Source organism: Bifidobacterium simiiventris, assembly GCF_019331715.1.
GTDB classification, from domain to species: domain Bacteria; phylum Actinomycetota; class Actinomycetes; order Actinomycetales; family Bifidobacteriaceae; genus Bifidobacterium; species Bifidobacterium simiiventris.
In genome coordinates this window covers 1-17,674 of record NZ_JAHBBG010000007.1, presented here as the reverse complement: position 1 = coordinate 17,674, position 17,674 = coordinate 1, and the positions used below count along the sequence as shown (strand labels likewise).

The window sequence follows — 17,674 nt, the reverse complement described above, 5'->3', positions numbered from 1 at the left end:
ATGTGCCGAAGTGGCCGACGGTTCCGGCCACTGTGCCGAACCGGACGATTCAATCCGGACGGTTCAATGCAGCCAACGACGCGCAAAGTCCGGCCACCCTGGACCGGCCATCGGCTGCCCCGCACCATCCCAGACCGCGATCACCTCGCCCGCCAATGGGCATTCCCCGCCCCGCCTGCCGTCGGCGGCAGCGACCAACCGGCCGATCTGGCCGATATGCCGTCGCCCGCCATTGCCACGTTTCACGTGAAACACCACGTCAAACGCGTCACGCGCGAGCATGGCCGTGGCATCCACCGGCAATCCCGCAAGAAGACCAAGCGAGGCCAAGCGCATCGGCACACGCGACACATCGTCGGCATGCAGTGTCACCAACCCACCGCGATGCCCGGAGTTGAACGCGCGCAGCAGATCGGCGATCTCCTCGCCACGGCATTCGCCGAGCACCACACGGTCGGGCCGCATGCGCAACGTGGCCTTGACCAGCTCCGGAAGGCCGATCGCGCCGGCGCCTTCCACATTGGCCTCGCGCGCGACCAGCGACACGCGATTGCCCGCACCGATCGCACCCAGTTCACGCACCTCCTCGACGGTGACGATGCGTTCGTCCGCCGAGCACAGCCCGAGCAACGCCTTCAGCAGCGTAGTCTTGCCGGCTCCGGTGCCACCGGTCACCAGCATCGTCGCACGGCGAGTCATCAGCGTCCGCAATATCGGCAGCCACATGGGCGGCATCATGCCGTTGGCACATAGGGATTCCAACGTCGGCGGCGAGCGCGGTGGCAAACGAATCGATATGGCCGCGCCGTGTGGCACGATCGGCGCGATCACGGCGTGTACACGCAGCCCGTCCACCGACGATGCGTCCGCGATCGGACATGCGTCGTCCAACCGGCGGCCAAGCTGAGCGCACAGTTGCACCGCATAGTCGCGTACGGTCTGCGGCGACCGGAACGGGATCGGCAGACGGCACTCGCGCAGACCGTCACCTCGATCCGCCCACACCATCCCCTCGCAGGTCACGGTGACATCGGTCACCTCCGGATCGTCCACGATCCATGCCAATGGGCCGAACGTCAGCGTCGTCATGACGACGCCCCCGCAAGCAGGCCGTCGATCCAATCGCATATGCCATCGGCCACGCGTCGACCGCTGCGGTTCAATGCGCCGATGCCCAGCCCCGACAGCACATCGGAACACAGTTTTGGGTTCGCGCGCACGCATCCTGCGACAGGTACGCCCAAATACTCTTCAGCGTCATCCAGTGAGACCGCGTCGGCAAGACGAGAAGTGCCATGCGGCTGCGCACCAACGACCATCATCCGCCGCCGACCGACGTCTCGCTCGCCTCGCGCGTCGTCGGCTTCGATGTTCGCACCTTGTTGAAGCCTGCGGATATGGCGTTTCGCACGAGCCAGACCAAGCACCGACAATTCAGCCAGCACAAGCTGCGCCGCCGCACCCAGTTCCGGCATCGTATCGATCAGTTCCCCGCGACCGGCATCCACGACGACCGCACGGTTCGTATCAGCCAGCGCACGTATGGCCGCCTGTGTCTGCCACCAGTCGGGAGCGGCGCCGTTCCACGGATTGCTGGCAAGCACATGCACGCCGTCCCAGACCGGCAGATCGCGACCGAGCGCCTTACCGTCGATCTGCCCGAGCGGCGCATCGAGCGATTCGAAGCGCGTGCCCGACTCGCCTTCGATACCGAGCAGCACGTCGATTCCCCCGGCGCCGAAATCGACGTCGACCAACGCACACGGCAGTTCCCGCTCGGCCAACCGCCGTGAGACGATGGCCGCGAGTGCGCTCAGACCGATGCCTCCGCTTGCCGCGGTGCACACGACGATGTTATGGCATGTCGTGGCGACTGAGACCCCAGATGGCAATCCGGGCGGCCCGTCGCGACCGTATGCCGGCTGGGGCCGTGCTGCGGCGATCGTTTCCGCGTGACGCTCTTCCGGCCGATGCCGATACGACGGCTGGGCGGATGGCGTGTAGTACCGAGGTTGCGTTGCAGTGTCCATGCGCCGATTGAACCGTATCCGCACGCGGGAGTCCAGCCAGAACGGGGTATGTGGTCGAAAGGTATGGGTTATCCACACCCCGGCGTGTTATCCACATTTTTTGTGGACAATATCCGGTTATCCACATTTCGGCCATATCGGAGCCATATGCCTCTGTATCCGGTCAATAGGAAGTGGTCCTCCGCGGCATTCCGCCGCCCCGGGGCCATTCTCCTCCTCGGCCATGCCCCCTTCAAAGCAACTCCGGGCATCCTCTCCCGAGACACCTTGACACCCCGAACCACCCCGTCATCCACTTCCGGATCCCCCCCCTCATCCCCTTCCGCCCCCGGCATCCCCTTCCAGCCTCCGCCATCCTCTCCGCTGCCGCCCTCTTTCAGACCATCCCTTCCGGGCATACGGCCGGTTTCGCACCTCAAACCGGGCGTAAGCCCGGGGAGGAGAACCGGATTCCGACCAAACACCCGGGCATACGGCCGTATCCACGCCCGAAACCGGGCGTAAGCCCGGGAACGGAACCCACTTCCAGACGGGCACCCGGGCATACGGCCGCCACGAACCCCGAAACCGACCGTAAGCCCGGGAACCGAACCGATTCCCAGGCAAGCTCCCGGGCTTACGGCCGCCCCAAACCCCCAAACCGGCCGCAAGCCCGGGAACAGAACTAACTGCCAACCAACCTCCCGGGCATACGGCCACTCTCACCCCTCAAACCGACCGCAAGCCCGGGAGCCCTGATCCGCACGGCGCGACATCTGCCCCGAAACACGAAAAGGCCCGCCGAAGCGGGCCTTTTCTCCAAAAGCAGCTGGAGCAGAATCTCTGCACAACATCATCGTCATAACGGTAAGTCTTTCCAATGCCCGTTCAACGTAACAGTCTTATGCGACCATACACTCATTGTGGGCTCTGCTCTGTTCAGTTCTTTTGGTACTTCCATAATCTAGTCGCGGCCCGCTCGGCATGCAATCCGCAAGCACATCATGTTCGTTTTTTTGCCGAAATGGTCGATCGCACATCCACCGACCGCAATAATGCGCGACTGTGCGCGCTTCGAACCGGATACCTGTGCCATATTGTTCGTTTCGCATGTCCGCGCGGCGTGTCGCACAACCGCCCGCGCGTGGCGGGGAACGCTCGCTCAACCTGTGTCGAAGGGCGTTTCCCGCCACGTACCCGCGAACCTCCGCGTCCCGCAGCCGCCGCGGCGAGCCGAACGTGAACGCCCGTTGAATTATGAGACATATTCTCGCGTTGCGCACATTCGAACGCATAAAGTAGGGCAGTATGGCACAGATATTTGACGCACCTTCAAAGGCGATACTCCGCAGCCAGATCGCGGAACATATCGCGGAAACGGACAAGAACGACCGTCGCGAAGCGCGTCCTGACGAGCAGCCGTTGCCGCCGGACCGCTTCTTCGACCGCGAGCTGAGCTGGCTCAAGTTCAACAAGCGCGTCCTCGAGCTCGCCGAGGACGAGGATCAGCCGATCCTCGAACGCGCCAACTTCGCCGCGATCTTCGCATCCAACCTCGATGAGTTCTTCATGGTGCGCGTCGCCGGTTTGAAGCGCCGCATCAACTCCGGCATCGCCGTCCCGTCCGCCAGCGGCCTGAGCCCGCGTCAGCAGCTGCGCGCGATTAGCGATCAGGCCCATCGTCTGCAGGACGAGCACGCGCACTACGTGATCGACCACATCCTGCCGGCCCTCGCCAACGAACGCATCGTGCTGCTGAGCTGGGACAAGCTCACCGCCGCCGAGCAGGAACGTCTCTCGCGTTACTACCGCCAGCAGGTCTTCCCGGTCCTCACGCCGCTCGCCGTCGACCCGGCCCACCCGTTCCCGTACATCTCCGGCAACTCGATCAACCTCGCGGTGCTGGTCGAGAACCCGACCTCCGGCAAGTCGCACTTCGCCCGCGTGAAGATCCCGGGCAACCTCAACCGTCTCGTGCCGGTCGACGACATGACCGAGGACGACTCCGCCGAGGTTCGTTACGGCTTCATCACGATGGAGAACCTCATCATCGCCCACCTGGAATCCCTGTTCCCGGGCATGATCATCAAGGAAGCGCGCTCGTTCCGCGTCACCCGCAACGAGGACATCGACGTCGAGGAAGACGACGCCGAGAACCTGCTCAACGCGATGGAGAAGGAGCTGCTGCGCCGTCGTTTCGGGCCGCCGATCCGTCTCGAGATCTCCGACGCGACCAGCCCGTTCCTCTCCCAGCTGCTCGCCGACCAGCTCGGCGTGAGCGCGGACGAGGTCTACCGTCTGCCCGCGCCGCTCGACATGAAGCTGCTGTTCGAGCTGCAGAGCCTCGATCGCCCGGATCTCAAGTACTCGCCGTTCATCCCGACCACGAACCGACAGATCGCCGAGGTCGAGTCGAGCCGCGCGCAGGACATCTTCGCCGCCATCCGCGAGCGCGACATCCTGCTGCATCACCCGTACGACTCGTTTTCTACGTCGGTTCAGGCCTTTCTGGCACAGGCTGCGGCGGATCCTAAGGTTCTAGCCATCAAGCAGACGCTGTACCGCACCAGCTCGAACTCGCCGATCATCGACGCGCTGGTCGATGCGGCGCACGCCGGCAAGCAGGTCCTTGCGCTGGTCGAGATCAAGGCCCGCTTCGACGAGGACGCGAACATCATGTGGGCGCGCAAGCTCGAACGCGCGGGCGTGCACGTGGTCTACGGCATCGTCGGCCTCAAGACGCACTGCAAGCTCAGCCTCGTCGTGCGTCAGGAGCAGGACGGCCTGCGCCGTTACTGCCACGTCGGTACGGGCAACTACAACCCGAAGACCGCACGTCTGTACACCGATCTGGGCCTGCTGACCTGCGATCCGGTCGTCGGCCAGGATCTGACCCGTCTGTTCAACCAGCTGTCCGGCTACGCGCCGAAGTCCAGCTTCCACCGTCTTCTGGTCGCGCCGCGTACGATCCGCTCCGGCCTGATCCAGCGCATCCGCCGCGAGGAGGATGCCGCACGCGCCGGCAAGGAGGCGTGGATCAAGATCAAGGTCAACTCGATCGTTGACGAGAAGACCATCGACGCGCTCTACCGTGCCAGCCAGGCCGGCGTGAAGATCGACATCGTCGAGCGCGGCATCTGCGCTCTCAAGCCCGGCGTTCCGGGACTGAGCGACAACATCCGCGTGCGTTCGATCCTCGGCCGATTCCTCGAGCACAGCCGCATCTACGCGTTCTGCAACTCGGACGGCCCGCAGATCGGCGAAGGCCCGATGTCCGGCCCGGAGGTGTGGATCGGTTCGGCCGATCTGATGCACCGCAACCTCGACCGCCGTGTCGAGGCGCTCGTGCGCATCACCGCCCCGGAGCAGGTGGATGAGCTCATCAAGTACGTCGACCTGCAGATGTCCGATACGATCGCGTCGTGGCACATGCAGCCGGACGGCACGTATCTGCACGTCTCCCACGCCGAGGACGGCAGCCTCTTGGCCGACAGCCAGGAACTGCTCATCAAGAAGCACACGCGTCGTCCGCGCACGAACAACTGACGCGCTTGGCACGAAACGTACGCGGCGTTGCACCACGCGCATTGCACGGCGTGCTAAGATTGTTCGCGCTAACAATTCAATGATGTCCGATGGCCGATCCCACGACGGGGTCGGCCATCGTCGTTTCGGAGCACGCTACGTAGCGATCGAAGCGACGGACTCGTCTCGCGATCCGTTGACGCACGGCCATACAATGGGAGGATGGGCAAAGTGAGACGCATTGTGGAAGCGGCCGGAGGTATCCTCTACCGCATCGCTCCCCAAACCACGCAAACCACACAGACTACGGAGCCGGTCGCACCGTCCGCGACGCAGGCCGCCGCGCAGGGCGCACACGACATCGACGCATCGTCAACCACAACGGCAGCATCGCCGTCCGCCGCATCCGCGACATCGACGACCAGGCACGGCCGTTCCGACACCGCCGCACTCCCCGACCAGCCCGAATCCGACCGCATCGCCGATCTGCTCGACCGCATCGAGGTCTGCATCGTCCACCGGCCGAAATACGACGACTGGAGCTGGCCGAAAGGCAAGCTCGAGCTCAACGAATCGCATCGCCACGCGGCCGTGCGCGAGGTCGGCGAGGAAACCGGCATGTCGATCGAGCTTGGCCCGTACTTGGGCGAGATCGAGTACCCGCTGGCCGAGGAAGGCAGCAAAACCCGTCATTCCAAGGACCGCACGGTCGATACGAAGCATATTCTGTACTGGATGGCCACGCCGGTGGAAGACGTCGAGGCGGAGCAGCTCATCGACGCGTTCGGCCCGGTGCGTCGCGCCGACATCGGCGAAATTGACGACATCCTTTGGGTGTCGATCACCGAGGCGCGCAAGATCCTCTCCCATTCGACCGACAAGGACGTGCTCGCGCTGTTCGTCGACCGCGTGCAGGAAGGCGCGGCGGACGCGCAGAACGTGATCATCGTGCGCCACGCGAAGGCCGAGGCGCGCAAGACGTGGAACGGCACCGACGAGAACCGGCCGATCACGCCACGCGGGGCCGCCGCCGCGTACGCGCTCAACCGCGAGCTGGCCTGCTACAACCCGACGCGCCTCGCCACGTCGCCATGGATGCGCTGCCTCGAAACGCTGCACGTGTTCTCGTGGCAGACGAACCGTCCGATGGTGCATCTGGACGCACTCACCGAGGACGCGTATGCCGAGGACGGCGAGCGAGCGTGGCGCTGCTTCCTCGAAGAGGTCGATTACGCGCTGAAACACCGGGAAACCGTGGCAGTGTGCATGCATCGGCCGGTGATCGGCGGCATGTTCGAGCATCTGCGCGAACTGTGCGCGTCGAAACAGCTCGCCAAACGGCTCATTGCGAAAACGCCGTACATGCCGACCGGCACTGCGGTATCGTTGTTTGTCGTCTCCTCGCCCGAGGGGCCGCGCATCATCGATATTCAGAAGGTTTCGCCACTTGTCTACTAGCTTGCATCAGGGTTCCGGCTCGATCGTCGCGAGCCGCACCGCGTTCACGCCCACCGGTTCGCCGCGCCCGAACCGTCCGGGCCAGCTCGATCCGGCCATCGTCGCGGGCATCGCGGGCGGCGCCGATCCGAGCGTGATCAGCGAGATCAGCCACACCTCGGCGGCGGCACTGCTTGATCGCGTGCATCACACGGCCGATCCTGAGGTCGTTTCTCGCGTGCTCACGCTGGTCGACCACGAGGGCATCGATCTGATCGCGGAACTGTGGAGCCATGCCGAGCCGGATTCGCTGCCCGGGATTCTGTGGCGGCTGTATCTGCTGCGCACGTGGATGCGCAAGCAGGATACGGCGATCGCGCGGCTGTGGCGGCTCGGCGAGCCGGTGGCCACGGCGGCTTCGGCGATCGCTGGCGTGGACGATGCGCCGACCGAAGACGATATCGCGCGAACGGCGGATTCGATTCTGGCGGGCGCGTTCGTGGGTGATTTCGCGGTGGCGTTGGAGCGTGCGGCTGCATTCACCGATGTGGTCGCGCTGGGATTGCGCGTTGAGGCGAAACGACTGAACGCTTCCGCCAAGATGCACGACGGACGCGCGATCGCGACAGAGCATGACGCCGACGATCGACCGACGACGGACGCCCACGCGGCGGACGCCACGGCCCGATCCGCGCATCCGGCGACCAGGGCCGCGCGGATGCTGCATACCGCAAGCAACCTGATGGTCACGTCGCGCGATTTCCGTCACGGCGCGAACCTGTGGCGGCGCGGCAAGCTCGAGTAGCGCCCCAACACACCAACATCGATAATGCCGCCCACCCGCTATACTGAATACTCGCGTCGGGCCGTGCATAGCCCCGGGCTCCATTTTTTGCCGCTGCGAGCGGCCTTTGCGCCGACAGGCGCTTTCACGGTTCGGCGCTTCACTTTCGATTCTCGTTGCCGGCGAGAGATTACCCGCGCCGCCTCCCTCGTTCGCAACTCCGCGCTACAGTGGTCGCAAAGCCCGATCGATCAGTGAGGAAAGGCGGCTCGCATGCAATATGGATCCATCCCCGGCGTCTCCGTTCCGGCATCGCGCGTCGTATTCGGCACGGCGTTCGGCATGTTTCTGGACGGCAATGGCGACCCGTCCGCGTTGCTTGACCATGCGGTCGAAGCCGGCATCAATGTGTTCGACTGCGCGAAGGAGTATGGGCACGCGCAGGATCAGCTCGGCCGTTGGCTGGAGCGGCGCGGCGACCGAGACCGACTCATCATCGAGACGAAGGGCTGTCATCCGGCGATGCGCGACGGGCGTGTGGTCGACCGCGTGACGAAACGCGATCTGGATGCAGACTTGGCGCAATCGTTGGAACAGTTGCGCACGCCGTACATCGACGTGTATCTGCTGCACCGCGACGATCCGCGGGTGCCGGCCGGCGAGATCGTGGAGTGGCTGAACGAACACTGCCGGGCGGGCGAGATTCGTGCGTTCGGCGTATCGAATTGGACGGTGGCGCGCATTCACGAGGCGAATGAATACGCGCGTTTGCATGATTTGCAGCAGATCGCGGTGTCGTCGCCGAACTTCAGTCTGGCCGTGCAGGAACGCAATCCGTGGATGGGCGTGGGCGAGACGATCGCCGGGCCGGAACACGCGGCAGACCGCGCGTGGTATAGGCAGACCGGGATGCCAGTGTTCGCGTTTTCGGTGCTTGGCCGCGGTCTGATGTCCGGCCGGTTTCGTTCCGATGACCGCGCCGCCGCGAAGCGTCTGCTGGACGGTGCGGCCCGCGAGGGATTCCTGTACGACGATAATCTCGAACGTTTGCATCGTGCGGAGATCCTTGCAAAACGGTTGCATGCGACCGTGCCGCAGATCGCGATCGCATGGGCGCTGCATCAGGGCATGAACCTGTTCGCGCTTGCGTCGTGCTCCTCCCCCGCAATCATCGACGCCAACGCCGCCGCCACCGAGATCGAGCTCACCGCCGATCAGGCCGCCTGGCTCAATCTCGAAACCGGTCACTGATCACCGATCCGCATCCGTCAGCCGCACGATCACGGATCAACGCAAGAGGCGTCTTCCGCTACCTGACCGACCACGGTCAGGCCGCGACAACCACAAGCGCGCCGCATCATCGGCGATCCGCAGCCACTCTCGCCGTTTTCGTCGCTCTCACCAACCGCTCACACCAGCGGAGAGCGCGAGTCGAGCGTCAGCACCACGCCCGTCTCGTTCTTGACCCATTCGATCGCCTGTAACGCGGCGATGTTCCATAGTGCGTGCGGGATGCCACCGAGGTCGGGCTGGTCGGCCCAGAACGTCGCGTCGTCGGGAAACACGGTGACCACCGCGCCTTCCTCGGCGGGCATGATCATGCGGTACAACCGTTTCGCCAGCGCGGCGACGAACTCGTTGGCCGCGCCGAGCGTTTCGATGATGTGCGGGTCTGCGGTCACCGGCGGGCCGACGATCTCCCACGATTCCACGTCGGCCGCATCCCACTGCGCGGATTCGCCGTCGACCTTGCGCTCCAACGTCACGAACAGCCGAGCGAACTCGCCGGATGTCAGTCCGGTCACCCGCCGCCTCGTCGCCAATTCAATCGGCGTCATTCCGGTCTCCTTATCCTTGGTATTCTGCCGATTCCAGCATACGCAACCCGACCGGCAACCCTCACCGGCACGCAAAACTTGAGTGACACGCACTCAAGTTTTTCACTGTGGGTAAAACTCGGGAACATCCTCCGCCGAACGCCTATTGTGTGAGGTGAAAGGACAAGGCAGGAGCTCCGGAAGGGGTTCCGGGAACGGCGACGATAGCCGGCAGGCCGAGTCGGAACGACCCGCAAGGCGGATTCCGAGGAGGCTCCGGCGAGCCAAACCGCTCCACTCCATGCAGCTTTTGTAAGGAGTACCGATTATGGCAATGTTTCCGGCTTTGATGAATGACACGATGTTCTCCGATCTGTTCGACGATCCGTTCTTCGAGGGTTGGCGCAACACGGATAATGGTTCGGCGGCGGCCGTGATGCCGGCGAACATGATGTCGACGGATGTGCGCGAGACGGACAAGGCGTATGACGTGGACATCGATATGCCGGGCTTCAAGAAGGACGACATCAAGCTCGAGCTGAACAACGGCTATCTGACCGTGTCCGCGACTCGCAGCGGCGAGCACGAGGATCACGGCCCGGAGGCTGCGGGTCAGCAGAACAGTGAGGACAGCAAGTGCGCTTGCGCTTCCGACGAGGGCAAGTGGCTGCGTCGCGAACGCTACATGGGCACCTGCTCGCGTAGCTTCTACGTCGGCGAGGACGTGAAGGAATCCGACATTCACGCCAGCTACAAGAACGGCACGCTGTGCATTCAGGTTCCGAAGATGCAGGCCCAGCCGCAGGTCGAAGCCAAGCACCAGATCGCGATCGAAGGCTGATATCCCTTCATTAAGCTAGGTTCCGCCGTCTGACGAATATTGCCCGCGCCAACATCCGCGGAGTCCGCCAGACGACGGGAAACACAGCCAAGCCTTATTAAGAAATAGGCGGCAGACGGTCATCATCAACTGTCTACCGCCTATTTTTGTCGGTCATCTTGCGTATTTTGCCCGCTTTCTATTGAATACACGCGTGAAGTTCGTCGAGAAAAGCCGCCGACTCCATAGTGCGGCGACGGGCAGCGGTTCGCCGTGCCGCGCCTACGCAAGCATGCCACATGCGTAAGAATGGCCTCTCCCAAATCACACTTTGCGGCATAAACCGGTCAGATATTAAGCATCAGCCAACAGCCCCCTATGTTTTCTACATTACAAAACTAATAAAATATATTGACTTATCCCAATCAACTGATAGAATTTTATATCTATCATAAAGATGCCACTTAACTGAGAACTTTCGGCAAAGGAGGGGAAAGCGCATGCGCATTGAACGTCCTGATTACATGCGCTGGCTGGAACGCTGGCGAGGCAAAGACGTCATCAAAGTCGTCACAGGACTGCGCCGCTGTGGCAAATCCACCGTGCTGAAACTGTATCGGGATCGACTTGCCACGGAAGGAGTGCCAGCCGATCATATCATCTCGATCAATTTCGAAAGCATGGCGGAGAAGTATCCGACGCAGGCGCGGCCACTTTACGATTACATCGTCTCCCGGCTTGCACAAGGCGGAACCAACTACGTGTTCCTCGACGAGATCCAGCACGTCCGGGATTTCGAGAAATGCGTGGACGGACTGTACGTACGCGATGACGTTGATCTGTACATCACCGGATCGAATGCGGATCTGCTGTCCAGCGAGCTGGCGACGCTGCTGACCGGACGATACGTGGAGCTGCGCATGCTGCCGCTCTCGTTCCGCGAATACCGAACTACACGCCCGGAGAACGAATCGGCAGAACGATCCTTCGAACGATACCTGCTCTACGGCGGACTGCCCTATGCGGCGACATTGAACGACGATCAGGCGATCGCCGACTATCTGGGCGGGGTGTTCAACACGATCCTCGTCAAGGACATCGCCCGACGCCATGCAAAGATCAACATGGCCGCGTTCAACGACGTCGCATCGTTCCTCGCCGACAACGCCGGCAACATCACCTCGATCAAAGGCATAGCCGACGCGATGCGACAGATACGACCCAGCATATCGCCCACCACGATCGGTGAGTACATCGCCGCACTGCGGGAGAACTACCTGCTGTTCCGCGCCGACCGGTACGACATCAAAGGCAAGGCCTATCTCAAGACCTTGGAAAAGTACTATCTGGGAGACCCCGGATTTCGCTTCTGGTTTCTCGGCAAAACCTCCGGCGACCTTGGACATCGGATCGAGAACGTGATCTATCTTGAACTGTTGCGCCGGTACAAGACCGTACACATCGGCAAGGTCGGGTCCACGGAAGTCGACTTCTACACGCCCGATCCGGAAGGCGACCACTATTATCAGGTATCGCTCACCGTGATGGATGAAAGTACCCTGGCCCGAGAGCTGCGGCCCCTGCAAACCATCAACGATAACCATCCGAAAACCCTGCTGACCATGGATCGCATCGGCAACGGCAACCACGCCGGCATACGTCAGATCAACATCATCGACTGGCTGCTCCAAAACCGCCAGTAGCGGCTTCCACCATGTCTACAACCGCATCATACTCTTCATACTCACAAATGCGGCGGACTCGACCTCGGGTTGAGCGTATGGAAGGCGCCCGGATAAGCGGCTGGTTTTAGTCCACTTCAGCGTGTGGTGAGAAGCGGACGCCGGCCCGTCCTGCCCGGACTAGTTTTCCGAGCTGAAAGTCAGACCGTTTTGGTTGCTCGGGAAAGGAATGGCAGCACCCCTTCCCAGCAATGGATCAATACCTAGTTATGGGGGTTATCTTTGCGAAAAACTCGGCAATAACCCCCATAACGGCATCTCTCCAGCACTCCAATCCACCGGGCAATTCACCAACATACCGGCAAAACGGCTTCGTTTCAGGCGTGCCAAACATAACGACCGAACCTTGCGCACAGGTTCAGATAGGTGACGACGATCGGATCGCGATAGGACCATTCAGTCAGTCTCAGACGAGGTCATTCTCACGTACGCAGCGTGCTCGCGCAGGTATTCGCGCAAATACGGCACGGCAAAATCAACCCTGCCGTATCCGCGTTCCACGATGACCTGAGCCTCCAACAGCCGAGCACGGTACCGGCTGGCATAGCGAACGTCCTTGCCCATGCGTTGCGCGATGGATGACGTAGAAGAGGGGCCGTTGTCCTGCGCCATAGCGAGCAAATACGTCTTGTCGACGGGCGACAAGCCATCCAATTCCGGCCCGTGCACCGTGTCGCCCAGACGCACCAACGCGCTTGCGACACCGGTTCTACAAAAATCATAAAAATTCATAAACATCTGTCGTCACTGCACGGTCACTGATGCGACCGGCAGCCGCATCGTCAACGAATACTATCCCAAACGCGAGCAGATCCACATCCCGTACCTGCGCGACCCGATGGCCCGCCGCATGCCGGTGATGGAGACGAAGCGCTTCATGCTGCACGGCGAGCTGCCGCCCCGCTACACCATCCAGGACGGGGCCCGATCGTCTCGCTGCAGTAAGCCGACCGGCTGACGCCGAACCCCTCACTGATAGACCGACGCAGCAGGTACGCGTCCACAGCACTCTCGACCAGATGTCCCCGCTTGTTGTGATCAGTCAGCAGCATATCCCGGGTCGGTCCATAGGACACGGTCATCAGCGAAGTGTCATGCACCGCCAGCCTCGGCGAGGATGCACGTCGCTTGATGGTCTTGTCACTGTACTTCTGCACTCCGGTAAGCAGCCCCGCATCGGAAAGCACGTCAAGGTAATGGGCGATGGTCGTCGTATTGCCCACATCATCGAGTTGACCCATGATTTTGCGGTAGGAGAGTTCCTGCGCCGAATATGCCGAACCAAGCGAGAGCAATGCCTTCATGAGCGCAGGTTTGGTAATGCGTTCCAGTCCGATCACATCGTTGAGAATGCTCGGACCGATAATCGCGTCATTCATATACGCAAGCCAGCGATCCCGATCATCGCGCAACGGCAACGAACCAGTCAATACAACAATCAGATTTGCATCATTGTCGCTGTCTGCGTCCCACAAATACCATCATCAGCGTGGTCTTTCATATCATGTCGCATCCCAGACCGTTGATTTCGTGTATTTTTGGCACTACCTATACCGTTGATTTCGTGTAAAATGAGAGATCCGTATGTCGTCGATTTCGTGTAAGGAGTGTGGTTGCGATGCTCAGGCGCAGGATGCTCGACAAGCTCATCGCTTGGAAACACAAAGCGAACGGCCGCGAGGCGCTGCTGGTCGAGGGCGCGAGGCGAGTGGGCAAGAGCACCATCGTCGAGGAGTTCGGACGCACGCAGTACCGGTCACACATCCTCGTCGATTTCGCCCGTCTGCCGCGCGACGTGCGTGACCTGTTCGAGAACCAACGCGACGATCTCGACACGTTCTTCCTCATGCTGTCCACGTACTACCGCACCAGACTGTTCCCCCGGGAGTCGCTCATCATCTTCGACGAGGTGCAGCAGTATCCTCCGGCGCGCGAGCTCATCAAGTACCTCGTGGCCGACGGCCGGTACGACTACGTGGAGACCGGATCGCTGATCTCGATCAAACAGAACGTGACCGGCATCGTCATCCCCTCCGAGGAGCGCAAGCTCAACATGGAACCGCTCGACTTCGAGGAGTTCTGCTGGGCCATGGACGAGGAACTCCTCGCCGACGCCATCCGCATCGCGTTCGACACGCTCTCCCCCTTGCCGGACGCGCTGCACAAGCGCGCGATGCGCCTATGGCGCGAATACCTGTTGGTCGGCGGCATGCCGCAGGCCGTCGCCGCATACGTCGAACACCGCGACTTCGGCGAAGCGGACGACATCAAACGCGGCATCCTGCGCCTGTACAGCGACGACATCGGCAAGTTCGCCGGCGGCGACGCGGGACGCGTGCGCGGCATCTTCGCGCAGATCCCCGGGCAACTGTCCAAACACGAGAAACGGTTCACGCTCGCGTCCGTCAACGCGGACGCGCGCATGCGCGAATACGACGCCGCGTTCTTCTGGCTCGAGGACGCGCGACTGGTGAACATCTGCCGCAACTCGACCGATCCGACGGTCGGGCTCGGCCTGTACGCGAACAACGCGTCGTTCAAATGCTACATGGCCGACACCGGCCTACTGGTCTCGCAGATGTTCGCCGACCGCGAGACCACGCCGGACAACGTCTACCGAGACATCCTGTTCGGCAAGCTCGCGATCAACGAAGGCATGTTCACCGAGAACGCCGTCGCCCAGCAGTTCCGATCGAACGGCCGCGCACTCCACTTCTTCTCACGCAACAACCGCGAGGACGCGGCCAAAACGATGGAGATCGACTTCCTCATCGTGCGCGAATACGACAACGCCGCCATGAAACCGCGCATCAGCCCCGTCGAGGTCAAATCCACCAAACGATACGGCACGTCCTCCCTCGACAAATTCCGCGCACTCTACGGCAACAAACGACTCGGCAAGGAATACGTGATCCACCCACGCCAAATGGAGGTCGACGGCGAACGCATACGCATACCGCTGTATATGGCACACTGTCTGTGAAAAGCCGATGGCGGGCTGCTTTGCACGCTCCAATCGGCAACGCAGCGACAACCACCGGCTTGCTCGGCCTAGTGGGCCTCGGCACAACAGCCTTCTACGGCGGGTTCTAGTGATCGTTGCAACGCTTGGCTGGCTGACGGGGGCCGGGTGAGCGACGGGAGCGCGCGACGCGCGGGCAGGTGGCGTGTCAAGTTTGTGTTTTTCTCCGAGGCGGTGCCGCCGGACGAGTTCAGCGATTCGTTGCTGCTTCTTCCAGGATGGAGACGGCTAACCGGGTAACCGGGGCGCCGTCAGTCGAGCGTTCCGTCAAGCATGTCTCTTGCCGACCATACGGTGAGATTCGATTCGTTGCGTGAACGGGCGGCCCGGGCGAGTTCGTCCGTTTTGACGAAGAGCGCGTAATACCGATTGTCGTACCCGGGAATGAGCCCGGCGCGTGAGCGGAGCGTTGTGATGGTTTGGGCGACGTCGAGATTGTTCTTCCATTTGCATTCGCCAAGCATGATCGTCTTATCCTGCTGATTGGCGGCGATCGCGTCGATGTCAGTCTGTTCGCGGGCGATCGGATCGGTGCCCCACCATTTGCCGAACGTCGTTGCTCGGAACGGCAGAAGTCCCTTCCGATTGGCACGTACAAGCCATTGCCCGCACACGGTTTCGTATTGCTGGCCGACGTACGTGTCCAGGGCCGGGCCGGATATATCCGACAGGACGAGATCGCCGTCTCCGCGCTCGATGCGGTCCGTGTTCGGCCCGACGAACCGGTACCAGAACGCGAAAAACGGATCTGCAAACGACCACAACCCTTTGCGGGAATGAGCTGCATCCTCTCCGAACGGCACGTTCCTCTTGATGAGGCCAAGATCCGACAGGACGCTCAGATATTTGCTGGCCGATGATGACGAGACCAGGCCAGCCTTGCCGGCGATGTCGTTTTGACGTGTGGCTCCCGAACCAATGGCATCCATAACCGAATTGTATACGGCGATATCGCGCAGCTCCTGTCTCAGCAGCATCAACGGTTCCTCATACAGCAAACCACTGGTATCGAATGCGAGGCGTGAGATGTTCTCCTCGTACGACCGGTCTGCGTGAAGCTGCTTGAGGTAGTATGGCGTTCCTCCAAGCGTGGCATAGTATCGGACAATATCCTCGGGTGAGGCGAATGAGATCATGCGCGCCGTGTCAAACACGTCAAACGGTTTGACGCGCATTTGCGCCGTCCTGCGACCATACAGCGGACTCTTATAGCCGAGAACCTCGCTTTCCATGAATCCCTCGTTGCTGCCGCATAGCACCATCATCATATTGGCGTTCTGAAAACCGTGGTCAATGGCCACCTGCAGAATCGACGGCAACGCCTTCTCGTTCATCGCCGCGTAAGGGAACTCGTCAAACACGAGCAGAATGCGTCGTGAGCTATTCTGACGAACCTTGTCTGCAACGAAGTCAAACGCATCCTGCCACAGCTCGAACGCTGGGCGTGACGCCGGTTCTCCGAAAAAACGGTATATTTCGCGAGAGAAATCCCTTAAATTCGCGGCGGATGTCTGTTGCCGCGCCGTGAACATCAACGTATCCCGCCCGCGTGCGAACTCGTCCAACAACGCCGTCTTGCCTACGCGCCGGCGCCCGTACACCACGAGCATCTGGAAATCATCCCGTTCCCACAAATTCTGCATCACCGACAGTTCATGCTCGCGCCCGACAAACATAAGACCTCCATTAGTATGATACTTGTAAGTATCATACTAAATATGTAATATATTCGCAGGCAGTAGTACCAGGTGTGCGCTTCGTGGCATCCCGGGTCCCAGCAATGACTGGCGCGGATGAAGTATTCCGGGTCCGCGCCGCAGGTCTCGGCCTCGTCGCCGGCATTGAAATACTGGCAGACCTTCTTGTCGCACACCCAATCGTCCAACGACGGAGGGAAATCGAACAGGCCGATGCCATCATCCGGCAGCGTCAGCCCGTCGAACGACAGACGCGAGTCCAGCCGCGGCATGGCGGCCGGCATGACCATGACGTTCATGACTACCGTTCCTCCCCGTCCCGTATCGCCGCGTATTCGCGACACAACGATTCCGCGGTCTGCCGCACGACACGGCAACGATCCGAGCCACGGGTGAATATTTGTTTTGCCGGGCCAGAAGAACGGCATACGACACCTCAACCTCCTGGAATCCCTCGCTGCAGACGGCGACCTCAAACCATAATCTGTTCGGCAGAGAAGAAGGCCGAGCTTTACGCCGGGCTTCTTGTGTCGGCCAACTCAGGAAACCCATCCGGGCAGGACGGGCCGGCGTTCACTTCTCGCCACACGCTGAAATGGACTAAAATGCCGTTCATCCGGAGCCGAAATAGCTTTATGACTCAACGTTCAGAACGGGATAAGATGCATCGAGAAAGGCCGTCGGGTCCCATAGCGCGGTGACGGGCAGTGCCCATAGGTTGCCGGTCCATTTCATGATCGTATTGCCGGTGTAGATGAGGTATCCGCGGTGGAATCGGGGGTCTTTGGCGAGTTCCGCGAGTCCTTTGAAGTCGTTGCGGT

14 protein-coding genes and 1 pseudogene are annotated in these 17,674 nt (G+C 61.4%); 7 read left to right on the top strand and 8 right to left on the bottom strand.

The features are described 5' to 3' along the window. Positions 1-63 precede the first annotated feature (63 nt). Positions 64-1,089, bottom strand: coding sequence for a TadA family conjugal transfer-associated ATPase (locus tag KIH76_RS07665; protein ID WP_219070108.1), 1,026 nt, complete (start codon positions 1,087-1,089; stop codon positions 64-66). Beyond that, positions 1,086-2,030: a CpaE-like family protein gene (locus KIH76_RS07660; protein ID WP_219070106.1), complete on the bottom strand. Its 945-nt coding sequence runs from the start codon at positions 2,028-2,030 to the stop codon at positions 1,086-1,088. Before KIH76_RS07660 ends, KIH76_RS07665 begins: the two co-directional genes overlap by 4 nt. A gap of 1,287 nt (positions 2,031-3,317) precedes the next feature. On the opposite strand from KIH76_RS07660, the gene KIH76_RS07655 reads away from it, so the two are divergent. The 4 genes from KIH76_RS07655 to KIH76_RS07640 all read left to right on the top strand — a co-directional run bounded on the left by KIH76_RS07655 (position 3,318) and on the right by KIH76_RS07640 (position 9,006). Further along, positions 3,318-5,555, top strand: a complete 2,238-nt coding sequence (locus tag KIH76_RS07655) for an RNA degradosome polyphosphate kinase (protein WP_214374156.1) — start codon at positions 3,318-3,320, stop codon at positions 5,553-5,555. A 201-nt stretch (positions 5,556-5,756) separates the two neighbouring features. Next, a complete protein-coding gene (locus tag KIH76_RS07650) occupies positions 5,757-6,992 on the top strand; it encodes an NUDIX hydrolase (protein ID WP_214374157.1) in 1,236 nt (411 codons plus the stop codon). 1 nt (position 6,993) lies between these two features. Next, positions 6,994-7,776: a hypothetical protein gene (locus tag KIH76_RS07645; protein ID WP_214374173.1), complete on the top strand. Its 783-nt coding sequence runs from the start codon at positions 6,994-6,996 to the stop codon at positions 7,774-7,776. A 252-nt stretch (positions 7,777-8,028) separates the two neighbouring features. After that, complete coding sequence (locus KIH76_RS07640) at positions 8,029-9,006, top strand: aldo/keto reductase (protein ID WP_219070104.1); 978 nt, start codon at positions 8,029-8,031, stop codon at positions 9,004-9,006. A gap of 158 nt (positions 9,007-9,164) precedes the next feature. Here the strand turns inward: KIH76_RS07640 and KIH76_RS07635 are convergent, their stop codons facing one another. Beyond that, a complete protein-coding gene (locus KIH76_RS07635) occupies positions 9,165-9,593 on the bottom strand; it encodes a hypothetical protein (RefSeq protein ID WP_219070103.1) in 429 nt (142 codons plus the stop codon). Between the two features lie 307 nt (positions 9,594-9,900). On the opposite strand from KIH76_RS07635, the gene KIH76_RS07630 reads away from it, so the two are divergent. Beyond that, the gene (locus tag KIH76_RS07630; protein ID WP_219070101.1) at positions 9,901-10,413 is read left to right on the top strand and encodes an Hsp20/alpha crystallin family protein; all 513 of its coding nucleotides are present in this window, start codon (positions 9,901-9,903) and stop codon (positions 10,411-10,413) included. A 479-nt stretch (positions 10,414-10,892) separates the two neighbouring features. Continuing rightward, positions 10,893-12,095, top strand: coding sequence for an ATP-binding protein (locus KIH76_RS07625; protein WP_214374161.1), 1,203 nt, complete (start codon positions 10,893-10,895; stop codon positions 12,093-12,095). Between the two features lie 435 nt (positions 12,096-12,530). Here the strand turns inward: KIH76_RS07625 and KIH76_RS11575 are convergent, their stop codons facing one another. Together KIH76_RS11575 and KIH76_RS07615 are read right to left on the bottom strand one after the other, a co-directional pair. After that, positions 12,531-12,872: a hypothetical protein gene (locus tag KIH76_RS11575; RefSeq protein WP_236036902.1), complete on the bottom strand. Its 342-nt coding sequence runs from the start codon at positions 12,870-12,872 to the stop codon at positions 12,531-12,533. Between the two features lie 137 nt (positions 12,873-13,009). After that, entirely contained in the window at positions 13,010-13,609 is a 600-nt protein-coding gene (locus tag KIH76_RS07615; RefSeq protein WP_214374162.1) for a DUF4143 domain-containing protein, read from the bottom strand. Positions 13,610-13,752: 143 nt separating this feature from the next. On the opposite strand from KIH76_RS07615, the gene KIH76_RS07610 reads away from it, so the two are divergent. Beyond that, positions 13,753-15,117, top strand: coding sequence for an ATP-binding protein (locus KIH76_RS07610; protein WP_214374163.1), 1,365 nt, complete (start codon positions 13,753-13,755; stop codon positions 15,115-15,117). Between the two features lie 290 nt (positions 15,118-15,407). On the opposite strand, the gene KIH76_RS07605 is transcribed toward KIH76_RS07610, so the two are convergent. The 3 genes and pseudogenes from KIH76_RS07605 to KIH76_RS07595 form a co-directional block, all read right to left on the bottom strand. Then, complete coding sequence (locus KIH76_RS07605; protein ID WP_214374164.1) at positions 15,408-16,832, bottom strand: ATP-binding protein; 1,425 nt, start codon at positions 16,830-16,832, stop codon at positions 15,408-15,410. Next, positions 16,799-17,152, bottom strand: coding sequence for a hypothetical protein (locus KIH76_RS07600; RefSeq protein ID WP_219070099.1), 354 nt, complete (start codon positions 17,150-17,152; stop codon positions 16,799-16,801). The genes KIH76_RS07605 and KIH76_RS07600 overlap by 34 nt, the downstream gene beginning before the upstream one ends. Before the next feature lie 334 nt (positions 17,153-17,486). Then, positions 17,487-17,674, bottom strand: a pseudogene (locus tag KIH76_RS07595) (hypothetical protein); the annotation flags it as partial.

Excerpts from the sequence above, each read along its gene's own strand:
- KIH76_RS07665 (WP_219070108.1), bottom strand. The coding sequence starts at position 1,089 with ATGACGACGCTGACGTTCGGCCCATTGGCATGGATCGTGGACGATCCG.
- KIH76_RS07660 (WP_219070106.1), bottom strand. The coding sequence starts at position 2,030 with ATGGACACTGCAACGCAACCTCGGTACTACACGCCATCCGCCCAGCCG.
- KIH76_RS07655 (WP_214374156.1), top strand. The coding sequence starts at position 3,318 with ATGGCACAGATATTTGACGCACCTTCAAAGGCGATACTCCGCAGCCAG.
- KIH76_RS07650 (WP_214374157.1), top strand. The coding sequence starts at position 5,757 with ATGGGCAAAGTGAGACGCATTGTGGAAGCGGCCGGAGGTATCCTCTAC.
- KIH76_RS07640 (WP_219070104.1), top strand. The coding sequence starts at position 8,029 with ATGCAATATGGATCCATCCCCGGCGTCTCCGTTCCGGCATCGCGCGTC.
- KIH76_RS07635 (WP_219070103.1), bottom strand. The coding sequence starts at position 9,593 with ATGACGCCGATTGAATTGGCGACGAGGCGGCGGGTGACCGGACTGACA.
- KIH76_RS07630 (WP_219070101.1), top strand. The coding sequence starts at position 9,901 with ATGGCAATGTTTCCGGCTTTGATGAATGACACGATGTTCTCCGATCTG.
- KIH76_RS07625 (WP_214374161.1), top strand. The coding sequence starts at position 10,893 with ATGCGCATTGAACGTCCTGATTACATGCGCTGGCTGGAACGCTGGCGA.
- KIH76_RS11575 (WP_236036902.1), bottom strand. The coding sequence starts at position 12,872 with ATGTTTATGAATTTTTATGATTTTTGTAGAACCGGTGTCGCAAGCGCG.
- KIH76_RS07610 (WP_214374163.1), top strand. The coding sequence starts at position 13,753 with ATGCTCAGGCGCAGGATGCTCGACAAGCTCATCGCTTGGAAACACAAA.
- KIH76_RS07605 (WP_214374164.1), bottom strand. The coding sequence starts at position 16,832 with ATGTTTGTCGGGCGCGAGCATGAACTGTCGGTGATGCAGAATTTGTGG.
- KIH76_RS07600 (WP_219070099.1), bottom strand. The coding sequence starts at position 17,152 with ATGAACGTCATGGTCATGCCGGCCGCCATGCCGCGGCTGGACTCGCGT.